Origin of the sequence: Microcella pacifica, assembly GCF_009371975.2 — a bacterium.
Classification (GTDB): Bacteria; Actinomycetota; Actinomycetes; order Actinomycetales; family Microbacteriaceae; genus Microcella; species Microcella pacifica.
In genome coordinates this window covers 25,717-45,808 of record NZ_VIKT02000016.1, presented here as the reverse complement: position 1 = coordinate 45,808, position 20,092 = coordinate 25,717, and the positions used below count along the sequence as shown (strand labels likewise).

Annotated in this window: 20 protein-coding genes; 13 read left to right on the top strand and 7 right to left on the bottom strand. The window is 70.1% G+C overall.

What is annotated here, in order from left to right; genetic code table 11:
- Positions 1-46 precede the first annotated feature (46 nt).
- A complete protein-coding gene (locus tag FK219_RS09835; protein ID WP_152582591.1) occupies positions 47-1,066 on the top strand; it encodes a diacylglycerol/lipid kinase family protein in 1,020 nt (339 codons plus the stop codon).
- On the opposite strand, the gene pheA is transcribed toward FK219_RS09835, so the two are convergent.
- Entirely contained in the window at positions 1,063-2,013 is a 951-nt protein-coding gene (gene pheA, locus FK219_RS09830) for a prephenate dehydratase (RefSeq protein WP_152582590.1), read from the bottom strand. The two genes, FK219_RS09835 and pheA, sit on opposite strands and share 4 nt — an antisense overlap.
- Before the next feature lie 89 nt (positions 2,014-2,102).
- On the opposite strand from pheA, the gene pgm reads away from it, so the two are divergent.
- Together pgm and FK219_RS09820 are read left to right on the top strand one after the other, a co-directional pair.
- Entirely contained in the window at positions 2,103-3,728 is a 1,626-nt protein-coding gene (gene pgm, locus FK219_RS09825; RefSeq protein ID WP_152582589.1) for a phosphoglucomutase (alpha-D-glucose-1,6-bisphosphate-dependent), read from the top strand.
- A complete protein-coding gene (locus tag FK219_RS09820) occupies positions 3,725-4,897 on the top strand; it encodes a MalY/PatB family protein (protein WP_246299271.1) in 1,173 nt (390 codons plus the stop codon). Before pgm ends, FK219_RS09820 begins: the two co-directional genes overlap by 4 nt.
- A 30-nt stretch (positions 4,898-4,927) precedes the next feature.
- On the opposite strand, the gene FK219_RS14010 is transcribed toward FK219_RS09820, so the two are convergent.
- Entirely contained in the window at positions 4,928-5,701 is a 774-nt protein-coding gene (locus tag FK219_RS14010) for a M15 family metallopeptidase (RefSeq protein ID WP_152582588.1), read from the bottom strand.
- Between the two features lie 244 nt (positions 5,702-5,945).
- Here FK219_RS14010 and FK219_RS09810 point away from each other — a divergent pair, with 244 nt between their 5' ends.
- From FK219_RS09810 to FK219_RS09780, 7 genes are all read left to right on the top strand, one after another.
- Complete coding sequence (locus FK219_RS09810) at positions 5,946-7,247, top strand: ABC transporter substrate-binding protein (protein WP_152582587.1); 1,302 nt, start codon at positions 5,946-5,948, stop codon at positions 7,245-7,247.
- Between the two features lie 128 nt (positions 7,248-7,375).
- On the top strand, positions 7,376-8,413 hold the full coding sequence (locus FK219_RS09805; RefSeq protein WP_152582586.1) for a carbohydrate ABC transporter permease: 1,038 nt from the start codon (positions 7,376-7,378) through the stop codon (positions 8,411-8,413).
- A gap of 23 nt (positions 8,414-8,436) precedes the next feature.
- Positions 8,437-9,333: a carbohydrate ABC transporter permease gene (locus FK219_RS09800; RefSeq protein ID WP_152582618.1), complete on the top strand. Its 897-nt coding sequence runs from the start codon at positions 8,437-8,439 to the stop codon at positions 9,331-9,333.
- Positions 9,333-10,754, top strand: coding sequence for a glycoside hydrolase family 1 protein (locus tag FK219_RS09795; RefSeq protein ID WP_152582585.1), 1,422 nt, complete (start codon positions 9,333-9,335; stop codon positions 10,752-10,754). Before FK219_RS09800 ends, FK219_RS09795 begins: the two co-directional genes overlap by 1 nt.
- A gap of 66 nt (positions 10,755-10,820) precedes the next feature.
- Complete coding sequence (locus FK219_RS09790; protein WP_152582584.1) at positions 10,821-11,852, top strand: LacI family DNA-binding transcriptional regulator; 1,032 nt, start codon at positions 10,821-10,823, stop codon at positions 11,850-11,852.
- Between the two features lie 35 nt (positions 11,853-11,887).
- The gene (locus FK219_RS09785; protein ID WP_152582583.1) at positions 11,888-12,175 is read left to right on the top strand and encodes a GNAT family N-acetyltransferase; all 288 of its coding nucleotides are present in this window, start codon (positions 11,888-11,890) and stop codon (positions 12,173-12,175) included.
- Positions 12,176-12,239: 64 nt separating this feature from the next.
- Entirely contained in the window at positions 12,240-12,524 is a 285-nt protein-coding gene (locus tag FK219_RS09780; protein ID WP_152582582.1) for a YkvA family protein, read from the top strand.
- 36 nt (positions 12,525-12,560) lie between these two features.
- Here FK219_RS09780 and FK219_RS09775 read toward each other — a convergent pair whose 3' ends face one another.
- From FK219_RS09775 to gdhA, 4 genes are all read right to left on the bottom strand, one after another.
- On the bottom strand, positions 12,561-13,346 hold the full coding sequence (locus FK219_RS09775; RefSeq protein WP_152582581.1) for a heme ABC transporter ATP-binding protein: 786 nt from the start codon (positions 13,344-13,346) through the stop codon (positions 12,561-12,563).
- Positions 13,343-14,401: a FecCD family ABC transporter permease gene (locus FK219_RS09770; protein ID WP_152582616.1), complete on the bottom strand. Its 1,059-nt coding sequence runs from the start codon at positions 14,399-14,401 to the stop codon at positions 13,343-13,345. The genes FK219_RS09775 and FK219_RS09770 overlap by 4 nt, the downstream gene beginning before the upstream one ends.
- Positions 14,380-15,429 carry a lipoate--protein ligase family protein gene (locus tag FK219_RS09765; RefSeq protein ID WP_152582617.1) on the bottom strand — a complete coding sequence of 350 codons (1,050 nt, stop codon included), beginning with the start codon at positions 15,427-15,429 and terminating at the stop codon, positions 14,380-14,382. Before FK219_RS09765 ends, FK219_RS09770 begins: the two co-directional genes overlap by 22 nt.
- Before the next feature lie 73 nt (positions 15,430-15,502).
- Positions 15,503-16,867 (bottom strand): NADP-specific glutamate dehydrogenase, encoded by a 1,365-nt coding sequence (gene gdhA, locus FK219_RS09760; RefSeq protein WP_152582580.1) that lies wholly within the window; start codon positions 16,865-16,867, stop codon positions 15,503-15,505.
- A 138-nt stretch (positions 16,868-17,005) separates the two neighbouring features.
- Between gdhA and FK219_RS09755 the strand changes: the two genes are divergently transcribed.
- The gene (locus FK219_RS09755) at positions 17,006-17,374 is read left to right on the top strand and encodes a cupin domain-containing protein (RefSeq protein ID WP_152582579.1); all 369 of its coding nucleotides are present in this window, start codon (positions 17,006-17,008) and stop codon (positions 17,372-17,374) included.
- Here the strand turns inward: FK219_RS09755 and FK219_RS09750 are convergent.
- Positions 17,371-18,243 (bottom strand): alpha/beta fold hydrolase, encoded by an 873-nt coding sequence (locus tag FK219_RS09750; RefSeq protein WP_152582578.1) that lies wholly within the window; start codon positions 18,241-18,243, stop codon positions 17,371-17,373. The two genes, FK219_RS09755 and FK219_RS09750, sit on opposite strands and share 4 nt — an antisense overlap.
- Before the next feature lie 74 nt (positions 18,244-18,317).
- Here FK219_RS09750 and FK219_RS09745 point away from each other — a divergent pair, with 74 nt between their 5' ends.
- Together FK219_RS09745 and FK219_RS09740 are read left to right on the top strand one after the other, a co-directional pair.
- Complete coding sequence (locus tag FK219_RS09745) at positions 18,318-18,740, top strand: MarR family winged helix-turn-helix transcriptional regulator (RefSeq protein ID WP_152582577.1); 423 nt, start codon at positions 18,318-18,320, stop codon at positions 18,738-18,740.
- The gene (locus FK219_RS09740) at positions 18,737-20,083 is read left to right on the top strand and encodes an MFS transporter (RefSeq protein ID WP_152582576.1); all 1,347 of its coding nucleotides are present in this window, start codon (positions 18,737-18,739) and stop codon (positions 20,081-20,083) included. The genes FK219_RS09745 and FK219_RS09740 overlap by 4 nt, the downstream gene beginning before the upstream one ends.
- The last annotated feature ends 9 nt before the right edge of the window (positions 20,084-20,092 follow it).

Here is a 20,092-nt window from a genome sequence, read left to right as displayed (position 1 = left end):
CGGATTCGCGCGGCATCGCCCGTGCGACATGCTCTACTCTGACGCCATGGCCACTGCTGGCGCCTCCGCCGACCTTCCGCGACTCGGCGTCGTCGTCAACCCGGTCAAGGTCGAGCTGAAGGAGTTGCGGCGAACGGTCGCGGCCGCGGAGAAGGACCACGGCTGGGCCGAATCCCTCTGGCTCGAGACGAGCGTCGACGACCCCGGCCAGGGTGTCGCGCGTGACGCCGTCGACGCTGGCGTGACCGCCGTGCTCGTCGCCGGCGGAGACGGCACCGTGCGAGCGGTCTCGGAAGGGCTCGTCGATTCCGGCATGCCCATGGTGCTCATGCCCGCGGGCACCGGCAATCTGCTCGCGCGCAACCTCGGGGTGAGCGTCAACCGCATGAAGGAGGCCGTCGGCACGGCGTTCACGGGCGAGGATCACGCGATCGACGCGGGGATCGCGGAGATCACCCGGGAGGGCGGTGAAACGGAAGCGCACGCCTTCGTCGTCATGATCGGCATCGGCCTCGACGCGAAGATGATCGCGGCGACGAACGCCGACCTCAAGAAGCGGGTCGGCTGGCTCGCCTACGTGGAGGCGATCGCGCGCATCTTCAAGGACGTCGACGCGGTGCGCCTGCGGTACACCCTCGACGGCTCCTCCCCGCGGTCGACGAGCGCCCACACCGTCCTCATCGGCAATTGCGGTGCACTGCCGGGAGGCGTGCTCATCCTGCCCGAGGCGAAGATCGACGACGGGTTTCTCGACGTCGTCGCCATGCGCCCGCGCAACCTGTGGGGCTGGATCCGCGTGGGCACCGCCCTCGTCTGGGAGAACGGCGTGCTCCACAAGTCCCGTGTCGGGCGGCGCATCATGGCCGCGGACAAGCGCGTGCGCGCCCTCCGCTACTTCCAGGGGCGCCGGATGACACTCGGTTTCGACAAGCCCGAAGAGTTCGAGATCGACGGCGAGGAGATCGGCCTCGTGACGCACGTCGCCGTGCGGGTCGCTCCCGCCGCCCTCATCGTGCGCATCCCGAAGGGCGAGCGCGAGCGGCTCGGTGCCGCCGGGCAGTCCTAGGCTTCCGGTTCCCCCGAGAGGATGCTCCGCAACCAGTCGCGCGCATCCGCGAAGACCTCGTCGCCGTACTCCTGCACGAACTCGACCTGACGCTTGTCCGCCCGCGGGTACGAACCCAGGAAGATGACCTTGGGGCTGAAGCGTCGCAGCCCCAGAAGGGCGTCGGCGACCCGTTCGTCGTGGATGTGGCCGTCGAGGTCGATGACGAAGCGGTAGCGGCCGAGGGCGTCGCCGATGGGCCGCGACTCGAGCAGGCTCATGTTGACACCGCGCGTGGCGAACTGCTCGAGCATCTCGAGCAGCCGACCGGGCGCGTCGTCGGGAAGCTCCGCGATGATGCTCGTCTTGTCGGCGCCGGTGCGCTCGGGAATGGCGAGGCTGCGGCTCACGAGCGCGAAGCGCGTGACGGCGTTCGGGTTGTCGCCGATCTGCTCGGCGAGCACCTCGAGAGCGTGGTGGTCGGTGATGCCCGGCGGCGCGACCGCGGCCTGCGCGAGATCGTTCTCGAGCAGCCCCGCAGCGGCGGCGACGTTCGACGGCGCGGGGATGTGGCCGTGATCGGGCAGGGCCGACTCCAGGTAATGGCGGCATTGCGCGTAGGCGACGGGATGCGCCGAGACGACCCGCACATCCTCGAGGCGCACACCCGGTCGGGCGACGAGAACGAAGTTCACGGGCACGAGGTACTCGCCGATGATGCGCAGGCCTGGCACGGTCGCGAGGGCGTCCTGCGTGGCGCTCACCCCGCCCTCGACCGAGTTCTCGATCGCGATCATCGCGCCGACGCTGCGGCCCGCGGTCACGTCGTCGAGCGCCTCGCCGACATTGCTCACGCTGCGCCAGGTCGCACCCGCGGCCTCAGGCACCTGGCGCAGGGCCTCCCACGTGAACGTGCCGATCGGGCCCAGATAGGAGTACACCGGGGTCGCGTCGGGGGCGTCGCTCATGCTCGGCAGTCTATTGCCGAGCATCCCGCCCCTTGTGCCGCAGGGGTTCGGGTGTGGATGCTCGCAGGGCCCGGTGGTTGGATGGGCGCATGACCGAACGCGCCGGAACACCCGCCCGCCCGGACGACCTCGTCGACATCGACGCGCTGCTGGGGGCGTACGACGACCGCGTTCCCGACCTCGACGACCCGGCGCAGCGCGTCGTGTTCGGCACGAGCGGGCACCGCGGCTCGAGCCTCGACGGCGCCTTCACCGACACCCACATCGCCGCGATCACGCAGGCGATCGTCGAGTACCGCTCCGAGCAGGGCACGCGCGGGCCGATCTTCGTCGGCGCCGACACGCACGCGCTCTCCGCCCCTGCACAGCGGACGGCGCTCGAGGTGCTCGCGGCGAACGGCGTCACGGCCCTCGTCGACGCTCACAACGACTGGGTTCCCACCCCCGCGCTCAGCCACGCGATCCTGCGGGCGAATCGGGATGCTCCCACCGACGCACAGCGTGACGGCATCGTCATCACCCCCAGTCACAACCCGCCCCGCGACGGCGGCTTCAAGTACAACCCTCCCCACGGTGGGCCGGCGGATTCGGACGCGACGAGCTGGATCGCCCGCCGCGCCAACGAGCTCATCGCCGGAGGCAACCGTGACGTGCAGCGTCAGGTCGCCGTCGATGCGCAACCCTACGACTTCCGCGAGCACTACGTCGCGGACCTGGGCGACATCCTCGATCTCGACGCGGTGCGCGCGAGCGGCCTGCGCATCGGCGCCGACCCGCTCGGCGGTGCCGCGGTCAACTACTGGGCTCTCATCGCCGAGCGCTACGGTCTCGACCTCACGGTCGTGAACCCGACGGTCGACCCGCGGTGGGGCTTCATGACCCTCGACTGGGACGGCAAGATTCGCATGGACCCGTCGAGCCGCCACGCGATGGCGAGCGTGCTCGCCCACCGGCACGACTACGACCTTCTCACCGGCAACGACGCCGACGCCGACCGGCACGGCATCGTCACGCCCGACGGCGGTCTCATGAACCCCAACCACTATCTCGCCGTCGCGATCGAGTACCTCTACACCCACCGCCCCGGCTGGCGAGCCGATGCCGCGATCGGCAAGACCCTCGTCTCGAGCACGATGATCGACCGGGTCGCTGACGGCCTGGGGCGGCGCCTGTGGGAGGTGCCCGTGGGGTTCAAGTGGTTCGTGCCCGACCTCCTCGACGGCTCGGTCGCGTTCGGCGGCGAGGAGAGCGCTGGGGCGAGCTTCGTGCGCAAGGACGGCACGGTGTGGACGACCGACAAGGACGGCATTCTGCTCGCCCTCCTCGCGTCGGAGATCACCGCGGTCACCGGGCAGACCCCCTCGCAGATCTACGCGGACCTCACCGACCGCTACGGAGACCCCGCCTACGAACGAGTGGATGCTCCCGCCACCGCCGCGCAGAAGACCGCGCTCGGCTCGCTGCAGGGCGACGCGATCACGGCGGAAGAGCTCGCGGGCGACCCGATCACGGCGACGCTCTCGGAGGCGCCCGGCAACGGTGCGGCCATCGGCGGCCTCAAGGTGTCGACGCACCGGGCGTGGTTCGCGGCGCGGCCGAGCGGCACGGAGGACGTCTACAAGATCTACGCCGAGTCCTTCGGCGGCCCCGAGCACCTCGCGCAGGTGCAGCGCGAGGCGAAGGCGATCGTCGACGCCGCGCTGGGCGGCTCGTGAGCCGCGCCGAGCGCTTCGCCGCGTGGGATGCGATCACGCCGGAGCAGTTGAGTGCCCACGGCGGCATGAAGTGGTCGCTCTTCCCCGGCACGCTCGGCGCGTGGGTGGCCGAGTCGGACCTCGGCACGGCGCCCGCGGTCACGGCGGCGCTGCATGACGCGGTCGACCGCGGCGACCTCGGCTACCTGCCGCGGGGCGTCTCGAACGAGCTGTCGCGGGCGACCGCCGGATGGCTGGCCGAGGAGACCGGGTGGGATCCGACGCCGGAGCGCGTGCATCCCATCGCCGACGTCATCCAGGGCCTCGAGTACGCGATCAGGCACTACACGCGCCCCGGTTCTGCCGTCGTCGTGCCGACCCCGGCGTACATGCCCTTCCTGACCTTCCCGGCGACGCTCGGGCGGGAGGTCGTGGAGGTTCCGCACGCCGTCGACGAAGGCCGCCACACGCTCGACCTCGACGGGATCGACGCCGCGCTGGCCGCGGGCGCAGGTCTCGTGCTGCTGTGCAATCCGCTCAACCCGGGTGGCCGGGTGTTCGAGCGGCCGGAGCTCGAGGCGCTTGCGACCGTCGTCGACCGGCACGGCGCTCGCGTGTTCTCCGACGAGATCCATGCCCCGATCGTGTTCGGCGAGAGGCGCCACGTGCCGTACGCGAGCGTGAGCGACGTGACCGCCCGGCACACCGTCACCGCGATCTCGGCGTCGAAGGCGTGGAACCTGCCCGGTGTCAAGTGCGCGCAGTTCATCACGAGCAGCGACGCCGACGAGGCGATCTGGGAGAGCCTCGGGCCGCTCGGCAGCCACGGCGCGAGCACGCTCGGCGTCATCGCCAACACGGCAGCCTACGATCACGGTCGCGCGTGGCTCGCCGACGTCGTCGACTACATCGACGGCAACCTCGCCCTGCTCGGCGAACTGCTCGCCGACCGCCTGCCCGAGGTCGGCTACCGGCGGCCGGAGGGCACCTACATCGCGTGGCTCGACGTGAGCGCGCTCGGGCTCGGCGACACCCCGGCGGCGACCATTCGCGAGCGCGCTGCCGTATCCCTCACCGAGGGCACCGCGAGCGGGCGGGCCGGCGCTGGCCACGTGCGCATGATCCTCGCGACGCCTCGGCCGCTCGTCGAGCAGCTCGTCGCGGGCATCGCGCGCGCCGCCGGGCGCTGACGAGGCAGCCGACCTACTGAGGACGGAGGCTCAGCCCGCGTAAGTGGGCGCCGGGGGCAGCCCGAAGAACTCCTCGAGAGTTCGGATGCCCGTCTCATGCAGCTCGGTCGCCAGCTCGACGCCCACGTATCGGTAGTGCCACGGCTCGTACTCGTAGCCGGTGATGTCGGTGAGCCCCGCCGGGTAGCGCAGGTGGAAGCCGAACCGGTGCGCGTTGGCGGCGAGCCACTGACCGTGAGGCGTGTCGCCGAAGCACTGATCGAGCGGACACACCGACGGCACCGAGCTGATGTCGATCGACAGGCCCGTCTGATGCTCGCTGTGCCCTGGACGCGCGCTCGTGAGGTCGGCCGCGCTCTGCCCGAGGCTGTCGACCCAGCCCTGATAGATGCGCACCTGCGAGTCGTAGCTACGGTAGGAGCTCTGCGACTGCAGCTCGAGCCCCGCCTCCTCGCGCGCCGTCGCGAACATGTCGACGGCGGCATCCGCTGCTTCTGCACGCAAGTACGGCTCGTACACGTAGGGAATGTCGACGAATACGAGATCGCTCGGGGCGTAGCTCTGCGGCTGCAGCGGGCGCAGCTTGTTCGCGACGACCCACAGCGAGTTCGGGTCGTCGATCGAGCGCGCCTCGCGGTCGAAGGTGGGCGTCGGAGTCGGCGTGGGGGTGGGCGTCGGGGTCTCGCTCGGGGTCGCCGTGGGGGTGCTCGGCACGGGCAGCGGCCCTCGGTCGACGGCGCACCCCGCGAGTGCGAGCAGGGTCGCCGCTGTGAGGGCGATGAGGGAGGTGCCGAGTGCGTTCACGAGTCGAGCCTACCGGGCCGCGCACGCGAGCCCGAGGGTGGTCGGCGAGTGCGCGGGTGGGGGAAGAGCATCCCTCTGATCAGGGATTTCAGTTCGATCTGGAACTAGCGTTGACATTCCAGTCCGATGATGCGTACTGTGTGCCGAAGTGTGAGAGCGCTCTCACGGTCTCTGAATGAGAGCGCTCTCACGCTGAGAGATCCCCTCTCGATCCATTCACCCACACACGCACAAAGGAGTGACCGTGAGACTGTCACGACGCACCACAGCAGGCGCCGCCGTCGCGGGAGCCGCAGCCTTCGCGCTCGTTGCGAGCGGCTGCGCGACCGAAGCCAGCGAGCCCTCGGCCGACGAGCCCATCGAGCTCACCATCACGACCTTCGGCACCTTCGGGTACGAGGACCTGTACGAGGAGTACATGGACCTCAACCCCAACGTGACGATCGTCGCCAACAACATCGACACCGGTGGCAACGCCCGCACCGACACCTTCACGAAGCTCGCCGCCGGCAGCGGACTGAGCGACATCGTCGCCCTCGAGGAAGGCTGGCTCGGGTCGATCATGGAGGTCAGCGGCGAGTTCGTCGACCTGCGCGACTACGGTATCGAGGACCGCGCAGGCGACTGGGTCGACTGGAAGTACCAGCAGGCGACCGACCCGGACGGCCGCGTCATCGGCTACGGCACCGACATCGGACCGGAGGGCATCTGCTTCAACGGCCCGCTCTTCGAGGCCGCCGGCCTGCCGAGTGACCGCGAGGGCGTCGCCGAGCTGCTCGATGGCGGCTGGGACACCTTCTTCGAGGTCGGCCAGCAGTACGTCGACGCCACCGGCAAGGCCTGGTACGACCACTCGGGCTTCGTCTGGAACGCCATGGTGAACCAGCTGCCCGAGGGCTACTACACCTCGGATGGCGAGCTCAACGTCGACGGCAACGCCGAGCTCAAGGCGCGCTTCGACCAGCTCGCCGCCGCGACCGAGGGCGGCCAGTCGGCCGCGCAGGGCGCGTGGGACTGGAACGGCGGACAGTCGTTCGTCGACGGCACCTTCGCGACCTTCGTGTGCCCGGGCTGGATGCTCGGCGTCGTGCAGGGCAACACCGAAGCCGGTGGCGGCGACGCCTCGACCGGCTGGGACTTCGCTGACGTCTTCCCCGGCGGCGCGGCGAACTGGGGCGGCGCGTTCCTCGCCGTGCCCGAGACGAGCGACAAGAAGGAAGCCGCGGCGGCCCTCGCCTCGTGGCTGACCGAGCCCGAGCAGCAGATCACGCAGTTCGAGGCCGCGGGCACCTTCCCGAGCACCCTCGAGGCTCAGGCAGAGCTGGCCGCAAACCCCACGCCGAACGCGTTCTTCAATGACGCGCCGGTGGGCTCGATCCTCGCGGGTCGCGCCGAGGGCGTCGTCGCGCAGTTCAAGGGACCGGACGACTCACTGATCCAGGAGAACGTCTTCGGCCCGCCGCTGCAGGCGCTCGACCGCGGCGAGCTCGACGGCGAAGGCGCCTGGGCCGAGGCCCTGGCCCTGCTCGACGAGCTGGTCGGCTAGCACCACCACGGCGACGGGGGCCGTTCCCGACCCGAACGGAACGGCCCCCGTCGCGCACCTCCCTCCATCCCACTCCTCCCCGTATCGCGGCCGACACCGGCCTCGAGCGCCGGCGAAACGGAACCACCATGACGAGCACACTCGCGCGACCCGAGCAGGGCACGCCACCGGCCACCCCAGGCGCAGCGCCCCGCCGTCGCACGGGGCTCACCCTGGCCCGATTCGACCTCAAGGCCTCGCCGTACCTCTACATCGCCCCCTTCTTCGTGCTCTTCGCCGTCACGGGGCTCTTCCCCCTCATCTACACGCTCGTCGTCTCCCTGCACGACTGGCCGCTCCTGCAGGGGCAGGGCGACTTCGTCGGATTCGACAACTTCGCCGCCGTCCTCGGCGACCGCTTCTTCTGGAACTCGATCGGCAACACGCTGAGCATCTTCCTCATCTCGACCGTGCCCCAGCTCGCGATGGCGCTCGTGCTGGCAGCGATTCTCGACCAGCACCTCAAGGCCCGCACCTTCTGGCGCATGAGCGTGCTGCTGCCCTACGTCGTGACCCCCGTCGCCGTCGCCCTCATCTTCTCGAGCGTCTTCAGCGAGGACTCCGGTCTCGTCAACAACCTCATCGGCCTCGTCGGCATCGACCCGGTCGAGTGGAAGCACGACGTCTTCGCCAGCCATGTCGCGATCGCGACGATGGTCAACTGGCGCTGGACCGGCTACAACACCCTCATCCTGCTCGCGGCCATGCAGGCGGTGCCCCGCGACCTTCACGAGTCCGCGGCCATCGACGGAGCGGGAGCCTCCCGTCGGTTCTTCTCGATCACGATCCCGAGCATCCGGCCCACCGTGATCTTCGTCATCATCACGTCCACGATCGGCGGCCTGCAGATCTTCGCCGAGCCCCGCCTGTTCGACGTCTCGAACGCCGGTGGCATCGGCGGCGCCCAGCGACAGTTCCAGACCACGGTGCTCTACCTGTGGGAGATGGCGTTCTTCCGCCAGGACTTCGGGCGGGCCGCGGCCATCGCGTGGCTGCTCTTCCTGCTCATCGTCGCGATCGGGCTCGTCAACTTCGGCATCTCCCGGCGCATCGCGAGCGTCGAAGGGAACCGCCTGAACCGTCGTGCGCGACGACAACTCGCCGCCCACCGGAGGGGAAACCGATGACCGCGCCCGCCCCCACCCCCGTCATGCCCGTGCGGCCCGCCGGTGCCGACGAGACCGAGGTCGAGCATCCCCGACCGCGCAGGCGCCGAGTCGGCGGCTCCGGCGTGGCCCTGCGCCCCGGCTTCCTCAGCTACGGCCTGCTGCTCGCCTGGGTCCTCGGCACCGCGTACCCCCTGTGGTGGTCCTTCGTCGTCGCGAGCGGCACCAACGCCACCCGTGGCGAGACGCTGCCGCTCATCCCCGGCGGGAACTTCCTCGCCAACGCCGCACGAGTGCTCGACGCCATTCCCTTCTGGCTCGCCCTCGGCAACTCGATCATCGTCTCCTCGATCATCACGATCTCCGTCGTGACGTTCTCGACCCTCGCGGGCTACGCCTTCGCGAAGCTGCGCTTCAAGGGTCGCGAGGGGCTGCTCGTGTTCGTCATCGCGACCATGGCGATTCCCACCCAGCTCGGCATCATCCCGCTCTTCATCGTCATGCGCGAGCTGGGGTGGACGGGCACGCTCGGCGCCGTCATCATCCCGACCCTCGTCACGGCGTTCGGGGTCTTCTTCATGAGGCAGTACCTCGTGGGCGTCATTCCCGACGAGCTCATCGAGGCGGCGAGGGTCGACGGCGCCAACCAGATCCGCACCTTCTTCACGGTCGCGGTGCCCGCCGCCCGACCCGCGATGGCGATCCTCGGCCTCTTCACGTTCATGATGGCGTGGACGGACTACCTGTGGCCTCTGATCGTGCTGAGCCCGCAGAACCCGACCCTGCAGACGGCTCTCGGCCAGCTGCAGTCCGGCTACTACGTCGACTACTCGATCGTGCTCGCCGGCGCCGTGCTCGCGACGCTGCCGCTGCTCATCCTCTTCATCGCCGCCGGTCGCCAGCTCATCTCGGGCATCATGCAGGGAGCGGTGAAGGGCTGATGGCGCCACGGAACCTCCCCCCGGGATTCCTGTGGGGGTCCGCCACCGCGGCCGCGCAGATCGAGGGCGCCGCGCACGAGGACGGCAAGGAGGACTCGATCTGGGATGCGTTCGCGCGCGTTCCCGGTGCCGTCGCGCGCGGCGATTCCCCCGCCGTCGCCGTCGACCACTACCACCGCATGCCCGACGACGTGGCCCTCATGCGCGAGCTCGGCCTCGACTCGTACCGCTTCTCGGTGAGCTGGGCGCGCGTCAAGCCGGGTGACCGCGAGCCGAATCGCGCCGGGCTCGCGTTCTACAGCCGCCTCGTCGACGAGCTGCTCGAGGCGGGCATCCTGCCCTGGCTGACCCTCTACCACTGGGACCTTCCCCAGGCCCTCGAGGAGAAGGGCGGCTGGGCGAACCGCGACACCGCCTACCGGTTCCGCGACTACGCCGCCCTCGTGCACGAGGTGCTCGGTGATCGCGTCACGCACTGGACGACGTTCAACGAGCCGCTGTGTTCCTCCCTCATCGGATACGCGGGCGGCGAGCACGCACCTGGCCGCAGCGAGCCGCGCGCCGCGCTTGCGGCCCTGCACCACCAGCACCTCGCGCACGGGCTCGCCACACGCGCGCTGCGCGAGCACGGAGCCCAGCAGCTCGGCATCACGCTCAACCTCACGAACGCGGTGCCGAACGACCCCGATGACCCCGTGGACCAGGACGCCGCGCGACGGCTCGACGCGATCTGGAACCGCGCCTTCCTCGAACCGCTCCTGCTCGGCGCCTACCCTGCCGACTTCGTCGAGGACGTGCGCGAGCACCACTTCGAGGGGCTCATCCGCGAAGGCGACCTCGAGACGATCGCGGCGCCGATCGACTTCCTGGGCGTGAATCATTACCACGACGACAACGTGAGCGGTCATCCCCTGCCTCCGGATGCTCCGCGCGTGCTGCGGCCCACCGACTACGCGCACGGCAACCCGTTCGTGGGCTCGGAGCACCTCACGTTCCCCCGCCGCGGCCTGCCCCGCACGGCCATGGACTGGGAGATCAACCCCGATGGCCTGCGGCAGCTGCTCGTGCGCCTCGGCCGCGAGTACCCGACCCTTCCGCCGCTCTACGTGACGGAGAACGGGTCGGCGTGGGACGACGTCGTCGAGCAAGACGGCTCGATCGACGACGAGCCCCGCGTCGAGTACCTGCTCGCCCACCTCGAGGCGGTCGCCGCCGCGATCGAGGATGGAGCCGACGTGCGCGGCTACTTCGTGTGGTCGCTGCTCGACAACTTCGAGTGGGCGTGGGGCTACGACAAGCGGTTCGGCATCGTGCACGTCGACTACGAGACGCAGAAGCGCACGGTCAAGCGCAGCGGTCGCGTGTACGCGCAGCTCATCAGCGAGGCGCGCGCCGCCACCACGGCGACCGCTGCGCCGTAGGATGGCGGCACGCACCGACCCCGCCGACCCGAGGCGCACCGGCACGACCCCCATCGGAGCATCCTCATGAGCGACGACACGGCGACCCACGACACCGTCACCGGGGCACCGACCCTCGAGATGGTGGCGACCGTCGCGGGGGTGTCGCGCGCGACCGTCTCTCGGGTCATCAACGACTCCCCCCGTGTCACGCCCGCGGCGATCGCGGCGGTCGAGCGCGCGATCGCCGAGCTCGGCTACGTACCCAACCGCGCGGCACGCATCCTCGCCTCGCGGCGCACGTTCGCGATCGCGCTCGTGATCCCCGAGAACACTGCCAAGTTCTTCGCCGACCCCTACTTCGCGCAGGTCATCCAGGGCGTCGCCCTCGAACTGTCGAGCACGGCGTACACGCTGAGCCTCCTCATCGCGCCCGAGGCCGACGCCGAGAAGACCCGCAACTTCTTGCAGGCGGGCAACGTCGACGGCGCTCTCGTGCTCTCGCACCACTCCGACGACCGCTCCTACCTCGCCCTCGCACGCACGCTGCCGGTCGTCTTCGGCGGGCGGCCGATGAGCGCCGAGGGCGGCGAGGGCTACTACGTGGACGTCGACAACGTCGCCGCAGCCCGTCACGCGACCGAGCATCTTGTGTCGCTCGGCCGGCGCCGCGTGGCGACGATCGCGGGGCCCGCCGACATGGCGGCCGGTCTCGACCGCGTCGACGGCTGGCGGGAGGCCCTCGACGCGGCCGGGCTCGCTGCCGACCTCGTGGAGCGCGCCGACTTCACGCCAGCGGGCGGAGCCGATGCCATGAGGCGCATCCTCGATCGCGGCGTGACGATCGACGCCCTCTTCGCGGCGAGCTCGCAGATGGCCGCCGGAGCGCTGGGGGTGCTGCGGGATGCTGGGCTCACGGTGCCCGACGATGTCGCCATCACCTCCATCGACAACGACTACTTCGCCCAGAACGCCACCCCGCGGCTGACGACCGTCGAGCAGCCCTCCGTCGAGGTGGGCCGCACGATGGCGCGCCTCATCGTCGACCGCATCGAGGGCCGCGACGTCGCCCAGGTGACGATCCTGCCGACGCGTCTCGTGCACGGCGACAGCGCCTGAGAGCACCCCCGAGCCGGCTCGCTAGGGTGTGCGGCATGAGTCTCACCGTCACGCACGAGCCCGACGCCGACCGCTACGCCGCCTACGACGGCGACGAGCTGCAGGGTTGGATCATCTACGACCACGCGGGCGGCACCCTCCGCCTCCTCCACGCCGAAGTACCGCCGCTCAAGCGCGGCCAGGGCGTCGGCGGGGCCGTCGTGCAGGCCATCCTGCAGGAGCTACGCGAGACCACGAGCGAGCCCGTCAAGCCGATCTGCGGGTTCGTGGCGTCCTGGATGCGTCAGCACCCCGAGTACGCCGACCTCTCCTCGCGTCGCTGAGCGCCGCCCCCGCGTCGGCTGGTGCACCCCCGACAGTGCGGCCGCTCGGGACTACTCTGGTGCCATGAGCCGCACTCGCGCCATCCTCGCCGCCGTGCTCGTCGGCCTCGGCGCCCTCGCCTACGGTGTCTCGCCGATCGACGTGATTCCCGAGCTCCTTGTCGGGCCACTCGGTTTCGGGGACGACCTCGCCGTTCTCGCCGGGGCGGGCTTCGCCATCTGGAAGCTCCTCAGCGGGCGCGACCCGCGTCAGGCCGGGCCGAAGCCCGGCACGCCGCCCGGCTCGCAGCCTCAGCACAGCCCTCAGCCGCACTACGAGCAGAAGCCCCGCCCCGAGCAGCAGGGCTGAGCCTGGTCGGCGCGGCTCTCAGTCCCAGCCCGACGCTCAGTCACGCAGCGGCAGCACGACCGGTCGCCCCGAGGCGCCGAGCCGGTGAATCCGCACCTCGAGCCCGTAGACGCGACTCACGCGCTCGGCCGTCATGACCTCGGCGGGCGTGCCGAGCGCGTCGAGCCGACCGCTGTCGAGGAGGGCGATGCGGTCGGCGTAGGCACCCGCGAGCGAGAGGTCGTGCACGACGACGACGACCGCTCGGCCCTGCGCGGCGAGGCCGCGCGCCACGCGCATGACCTCCTCCTGGTGACGCAGGTCGAGCGCCGCGGTCGGCTCGTCGAGGAAGACGATGTCGGTCGACTGCGCGAGCACGCGGGCGAGCGACACCCGGGCCTGCTCGCCGCCGCTGAGCGAGGTGAAGCGTCGGCCGAGCAGGTGCTCCACGTCGGCCGCTTCGACCGCACGGATGACCGCTTCGCGGTCGTCGTCGACCGTCGAGCCGCGCATCCAGGGATTGCGCCCCATCTGCACGATCTCGATGACGCGGAAAGGGAAGCTCACGGCGTTCGCCTGCGTGAGCACAGAGCGGAGCCGGGCCAGCTCGAGCGCACGGTAGTCGCCGATCGGCCGGCCCAGCAGCGTCACCTCTCCCTCGTTCGGGCTCGCGTCGCCGCTGAGCACCGAGAGCAGCGTCGACTTGCCGGCGCCGTTCGGACCCACGAGGGCGAGGATCTCACCCGCGCGCACATCCAGATCGATGCCGGTGAGGATGCCCCGCCCGTCGAGGCGCACGCTCACGCCGCGGGCCTCGATGAGGGCGGACCCCGGCGCGCTCATGCCCAGCCTCCGCTGCGGCGGCGCTGCCGCCACAGCAGGTAGAAGAAGAACGGGCCGCCGATGAGCGAGGTGAGCATGCCGATCGGCAGCTCGGCGCCCGCGACCATCGTGCGCGTGAGCAGGTCGGCGAGCACGAGCAGGGCTCCGCCGCCCACCGCGCTCGCGATGATGAGGCCGCGGTGCGCAGGCCCGATGATCATGCGGATGATGTGCGGCACGACGAGCCCCACGAAGGCGATGATGCCCGTGAAGGCGACAGCGACGCCCGTCAGCAGGGCGACGAGCACGATCGAGACGAGGCGCAGCCGTTCGACGTTGACGCCGAGGTGACGCGCGTTGCGTTCGCCGAGCGCGAGCAGGTCGAGCCGCTGCGCCAGGAGGATCGCGGCGATCACGCCCGCCACGCCCACGGCGGCGACGATCGCCACTTGCGACCACAGGGAGCCCGCGATCGAGCCGAGCTGCCAGAAGACGATCTGCTCGCGGCTCGCCGTGTCGGCGACGAACAGCACGAAGGCGATGCCGGCCTGCGCGAAAGCGTTGATCGCGATGCCGGTCAGCAGCAGGGTGACGACCTCGGTGCGCCCGCCGGCCCGCGACACCACGTAGACGAGCAGCGTCGCGAGGAGCGCGCCGAGGAAGGCGAACACGGCGATGCCCGCGCCACCGAGCACGGAGGCGCCGAGCACGATCGCCGTCGCAGCACCGAGGGCGGCACCGGAGGACACCCCGACGACGCCGGGCTCGGCGAGCGGGTTGCCGAAGATCGCCTGCATGACCGCGCCCGCGACGGCGAGCGCCGCCCCCACCAGGAGGCCCATGAGGATGCGCGGGAAGCGCACGAACCACAGCGTCGACTCCACGATGGGGTCGGTGGGCGCCCACACGGTGTCGAGGCCGACAGCACGCAGCAGCGAGCCAGCGACCTCGGTGGGCGTGATCGCGAGCTGCCCCGTGATCGCCGACAGCACGATGCCGCCGACGACGACGCCGGCGAGCAGGAGCGTGAGGCCGACGGCCCGGATGCGCGGGCTCACGGAACGCGCTGGATCCAGTCCTCCGTGGAGAACTTCTCCGCGACGAGCTTCTCCACGCGCTCCATCTCCTCCGGGGCGATCTCGCTGTCGGTGAGGCCGTTGAGCGAGCGGAACGTGCCCAGCAGGGTCTCGATGACCTGGTCCCGCGTCAGACCGGTCTGCGACTTGAGCGGGTCGACCCGCTTGTTGGCGCTCTTCACGCCCTTGTCGCTGAGCTTCTCCCGGCCGATGCGCAGCACCTCGGTCATGCGATCCGCGTCCATGTCGTACGCCATCGTGACGTGGTGCAGCACGGAGCCCGAGCCGAGCCGCTTCTGCGCCGCGCCGCCGATCTTGCCGGCCGAGCTCGCGATGTCGTTGAGCGGCACGTAGCGCGCATCGAGCCCGAGCTCGCGCAGGGCGACGATGACCCACTCGTCGAGGAACGCATAGGACTCCGCGAAGCTCATGCCGTTGACGAGCTCGCTCGGGGCGTAGAGAGAGTAGGTGATGGCCGACTGCGGCTCGATGAACATCGCCCCGCCGCCGGAGATGCGGCGCACGATCTCGAAGCCGTAGCGCTCGGCGTTGTCGCGATCGACCTCGTTGCTGACCGACTGGAACGAGCCGATGACGACCGCGGGGCTCTTCCACTCCCAGATGCGCAGGGTGGGCCCGCGCGAGCCGTCGCCCACGCACTCGGCGAGCACCTGGTCGAGCGCCATCTGCTGCAGGGGCGCGAGCGCGGGGCCGCGCAGCAGCTGCCAGTCGTAGTCGGCGAAGGTCGTCGCGCTCGACAGCGCGCGGCGGATCGTCGTCGCGACCGCTTCGGCGCTGAACCCGAGGAGGACGGCACCGTCGGGCAGAGCATCCTCGATTCTCGCCGTGAGGGTCTTCGCATCGGACGCCGCTGGCATACCGCGCACCGCCGCCTCGATCGCGGGGATCGTCTCGTCGGGCTCGACGAAGAAGTCGCCAGCGAGGCGGAACATGCCGATGCGGTCGTCGCTCACCGCGAGGTCGACGACGACGAGCTTGCCGCCGGGAACCTTGTACTCTGCGTGCAGTGCCTCACCGTGCATGACACTGAGCCTATTCGCCCTGCCCTGACGCAGCGACAGGGAACCCTGGCAGTCGCGTTTAGATCACGCCTTGCGCGAGCATCGCGTCGGCGACCTTCACGAAGGACGCCGTGTTGGCTCCGATCACGTAGTCCCCCCGCGCGCCATGGCGTTCCGATGACTCGTAGGTCATGTCGTGCACGGACGTCATGATGGCGCGCAAGCGATCCTCACTGTCGGCGAAGCTCCAGCGCTGGCGCGATGCGTTCTGGCTCATCTCCAGAGCACTCGTCGCGACTCCGCCCGCGTTGGCAGCCTTCCCCGGCGCGAAGAGCACTGAGGACTCCCTGAAGGCCTCGATGGCCTCCGGCGTGCACGGCATGTTCGCCCCCTCTGCCACAGCGGTGACGCCCTGCCGAACGAGGGTGGCCGCCGCCGCGCCGTCCAGCTCGTTCTGAGTGGCGCAGGGGAGCGCGATATCGGTGGGCACGTCCCACACGGAGCCTGCGCGCACGAAGTGAGCACCCGGTCGACGTTCGGCGTAGTCGCTCACGCGCAAGCGCTCGACCTCCTTGACCTGCTTGAGCAGATCGAGGTCGATGCCCTTCTCATCGACGACGTAACCGGAGGAGTCGGACGCCGTGATGGCTGTTCCCCCCAGCTGCTGGATCTTCTCGATCGCATAGAGCGCGACGTTGCCGGACCCGGACACCACAGCGTTCAATCCCTCGATCGCACGGCCGCTGCGTTCGAGCATCTGCTCGAGGAAGAAGACCGTGCCGTAGCCGGTGGCCTCCGTGCGCACCTCCGCCCCACCCCAGGCAACGCCCTTGCCGGTGAACATGCCGGACTCGTGCCGGTTCATGATCTTGCGGTAGCGCCCGAACAGGTAGCCGATCTCGCGAGCACCCACACCGATGTCTCCCGCGGGAATGTCGGTGTGCTCGCCGAGATGCCGGTAGAGCTCATCCATGAAGCTCTGGCAGAAGCGCATGACCTCGCCGTCGCTCCTGCCGTGCGGGTCGAAGTCGCTCCCACCCTTGGCCCCGCCGATGCCCTGAGCGGTCAGGGCGTTCTTGAAGATCTGTTCGAAGCCGAGGAACTTGACGATGCCGAGGTTGACGCTCGAGTGGAATCGCAGGCCGCCCTTGTACGGCCCCAGGGCCGAGTTGAACTGCACGCGGAACCCGCGAGAGACCTGCACGCGATTGTCGTCGTCGACCCACGGCACGCGGAAGACCACCTGGCGCTCGGGCTCGACGAGCCTCTCGAGGATTCCCGCCTCGACGTAGTCGGGGCGCTCGTCGAGCACCGGTGCGATCGACTCCAGCACCTCGTGCACGGCCTGCATGTACTCGGGTTCCCCCGGGTTTCGAGCGGCGACGGTCTCGAGAATCGGGTCCACGACCCTTCGCAGGGACGGCGACGAGGACGTGATCGACATGGCGGAGCGCTTTCGTTCGAGACGGTGCCCGCCGGAATCAAGGTCGGCGGTGCAGGTGGCGGGAGACCCCGCCTTCAGGGCACCCACCCTACTGCTGACCGCGACGCGCGGGTGCGGACGTCGGCGTAGGGTGCAGGCATGGATCCGATCGCCCTGCACCTGCCCACGTTGGCCGACCACCTGATAGCCCAAGCCGCCGACAGCCCTCAGGGGCGCAGTGCGCAGCGCATCGACCTCGATCACGAGACTCTGCGCATGACGGCGATCGGATTCGCCGAGGGAGGGGCGCTGCCGGACCATCGGAACCCGGGCGAGGCGGTGCTGCAGGTCGTGCGCGGACGAGTGCGCCTCAGCGATGCGACCCGCACGATCGACATGGACGCAGGGATGATCGCGCGCATCCCCGACGGTGTGCACCGTCTCGACGCGCTCGAGCCGAGCGTGGTCGTGCTGACGGCGATCTCGATGCCCGTGGGCAGGACGCCCGAGACGGACGCGGCCGGCTAGGAGCCGGCGAGCAGCCGGTCGTCGAGCCAGGCGACGAGGTCGGCGCGCACCTCGACCTGGTTGGTCTCGTTGAAGACCTCATGCCGGGCGCCCTCGTACACGATGAGCTCGACATCGGTGAGGCCGCCGCGCTGCAGATAGGCGTCGGCGAGCTTCTTGGCACTCGCCTCGCCGCCGAGCGGGTCGTCGTCGCCCACCATGATGAGCATCGGCATCGGCCGCTCGACGCGCTTCGGTGTGCCGTAGAGGCGGAGGCCGTCGCGAAGGCCGAAGAGCTGCAGCACCTTCGCGTCGGTCGTGAGCGGGTCGGCCGCGAAGGCCTCCGAGACGGCCGGGTCGCGGCTGAGCCACTCCGCACCCGTCGTGCCGAGGTGCTTGTGCCGCGCGTTGAGGTCGCCGCCGTTCATCGCCAACGGCGTGCGGTACGCCGTGCCGGTGAGGACGACCGCGTCCCACGGCACAGGGCCCTCGTTGAGGAGGTTCTGCGCCATGAGCGAGCCCCAGGAGTGGCCGATGAGCGCGAAGGGGAGGTCGGGGTAGTCGAGGCGCACGAGCTCGGCGAGGTCGAGCAGGTTCTGCTGCGTCGCCCGGAGGCCCCCGACGCCGAGCTTGCCGATCTTGTTGAGGTCACCGCCCCAGTACTCGACACCGGTCTGGCCGTGGCCGCGATGGTCGTCGGCGTAGACGACGTAGCCGGCGGTGACGAGGGACTGCGCGAGCGCCTCGTAGCGCAGCGCGTGCTCGCCCACCCCGTGCGCGATCTGCACGGCACCGCGCGGCTTGCCGGGCGCCCACACGTAGTAGTGCACGACGACGCCGTGCGCGTCGGTGACGGTGCGGTGCTCGCGCTCGGCGATAAATGTGGGCATGGCGGATCCTCCTGACGCCCATCGTATGCGTCGCCCAGTGGTTAGCCGAGGTAATGAGCTAGGCTAAGGGCATCATGGCCACGACGACCGACCCGGATGAAGAGCTGCGAGTCCTCCTGCAGCAGGTGGCCCGCCGCATTCGCGCCGAGCGTGCCGGCAGCGGCGTCACCGACAGCCAGCTGAGTGTTCTGTGGCGACTCGTCGCCGGCAGTCGCACGACGCCCGGTGCCCTCGCCGAGCATGAGCGCGTGAGCCCGCCGAGCATCAATCGCACCCTCAACGGCCTCGAGGCCTCCGGGTTCATCACGCGAGAACCCAGCAGCGAGGATGCGCGCCAAGTGTGGGTCACGATCACCCCGGCGGGTCACGAGCTCGTCGCCGAGACCCGCCGGCTACGCAACGCCTGGTTCCACGAGCAGCTCGAAGCACTCACCGCCACCGAGCGGCGAGCCCTCGAGGCGGTGCGACCGATCCTGCGCCGCCTCGCCAGTTCGTGAGCGCGACGTTCCGATCGCTCGGAATCCTGAACTACCGCATCTGGTTCATCGGCGCGATCGTCTCCAACATCGGTACCTGGATGCAGCGGACCGCGCAGGACTGGTACGTGCTCACCGAGCTCACCGACAACGACGCCGCCGCGGTGGGCATCACCCTCGCCCTGCAGTTCGGCCCGGCGCTCGTCATCGGGCCATACGCGGGCATCATCGCCGACCGCCTCGCCGGGCGACGGCTCATCGCGACCACCCAGTCGGTGCAGGCGCTCCTGGCACTCGTGCTCGGCATCATCATTCTCACCGGCGTCGCCGAACTGTGGATGGTCTACGCGCTCGCTCTCGGCCTCGGCATCACGACCGCCGCCGAGGCTCCGGCCCGACAGACGTTCGTGGGCGAGCTCGTCGGCAAGGACGACCTGCCCAACGCGGTCGCCCTCAACTCGACCTCGTTCAATGGAGCTCGTCTCATCGGGCCCGGCATCGCAGGCCTGCTCGTTGCCCTTCTCGGAGCAGGCTGGGTCGTGCTCATCAACGTGCTCACCTTCTCGGCGATGCTCGTCGCCATCGCCCTCCTGCGCTCCGATCGGCTGCAGCCGATACGGAAGACGAACAAGGGCCGGGGGCAGCTGCGGGAGGGCATCCGATACGTGCGTCGCCGCGGCGATCTGCTCGTCATCTTCGCGATGATCTTCCTCATCGGCACCGTCGGCTTCAACTTCGCGATCTTCACGGCGACCATGGCGCGGGTGGAGTTCGGACGCGGGGCGAGCGAATTCGGCCTGCTCTCCTCCGTCGTCGCCGTCGGCTCCGTGGCGGGAGCCCTCGCCGCCGCGCGTCGCGTGCGGCCGCGACTGCGCGTCATCGTGCTCGCCTCGCTCGGACTCTCCGCCTCCATGGCGACCGCGGCCCTCATGCCCACCTTCGAGCTCTTCGCGGTAGCCCTCGTCCCGGTCGGGTTCACCGCCATGACGATGGTGACCTCGGCCAACGCCTACGTGCAGACCACCACCCGGGCATCCATTCGCGGGCGCGTCCTCGCGCTCTACCTGACCGTCTTCATGGGCGGCACCCCGCTCGGCGCCCCCCTCGTCGGCCTCATCGCCAACGAGGCCGGGCCCCGCTGGGCGATCGTCGCGGGCTCCCTCGGCGGGCTCTTCGCCGCGATCATCGCCATCCTCTGGATGCGCTCGACCCGCAACCTGCGCGTCGGCCGCCGCCACGCCGACGACCGCTGGTGGCGCATGACCGTCGCCTACGACGGCGACGACTACTCGAAGCGCCTGCGCAACCGGGAGACGGCGACGCAGGAGCTCGCGGTCATCGAGGCGGAGACGCGCAAGTCGTAGGGGGCGGGG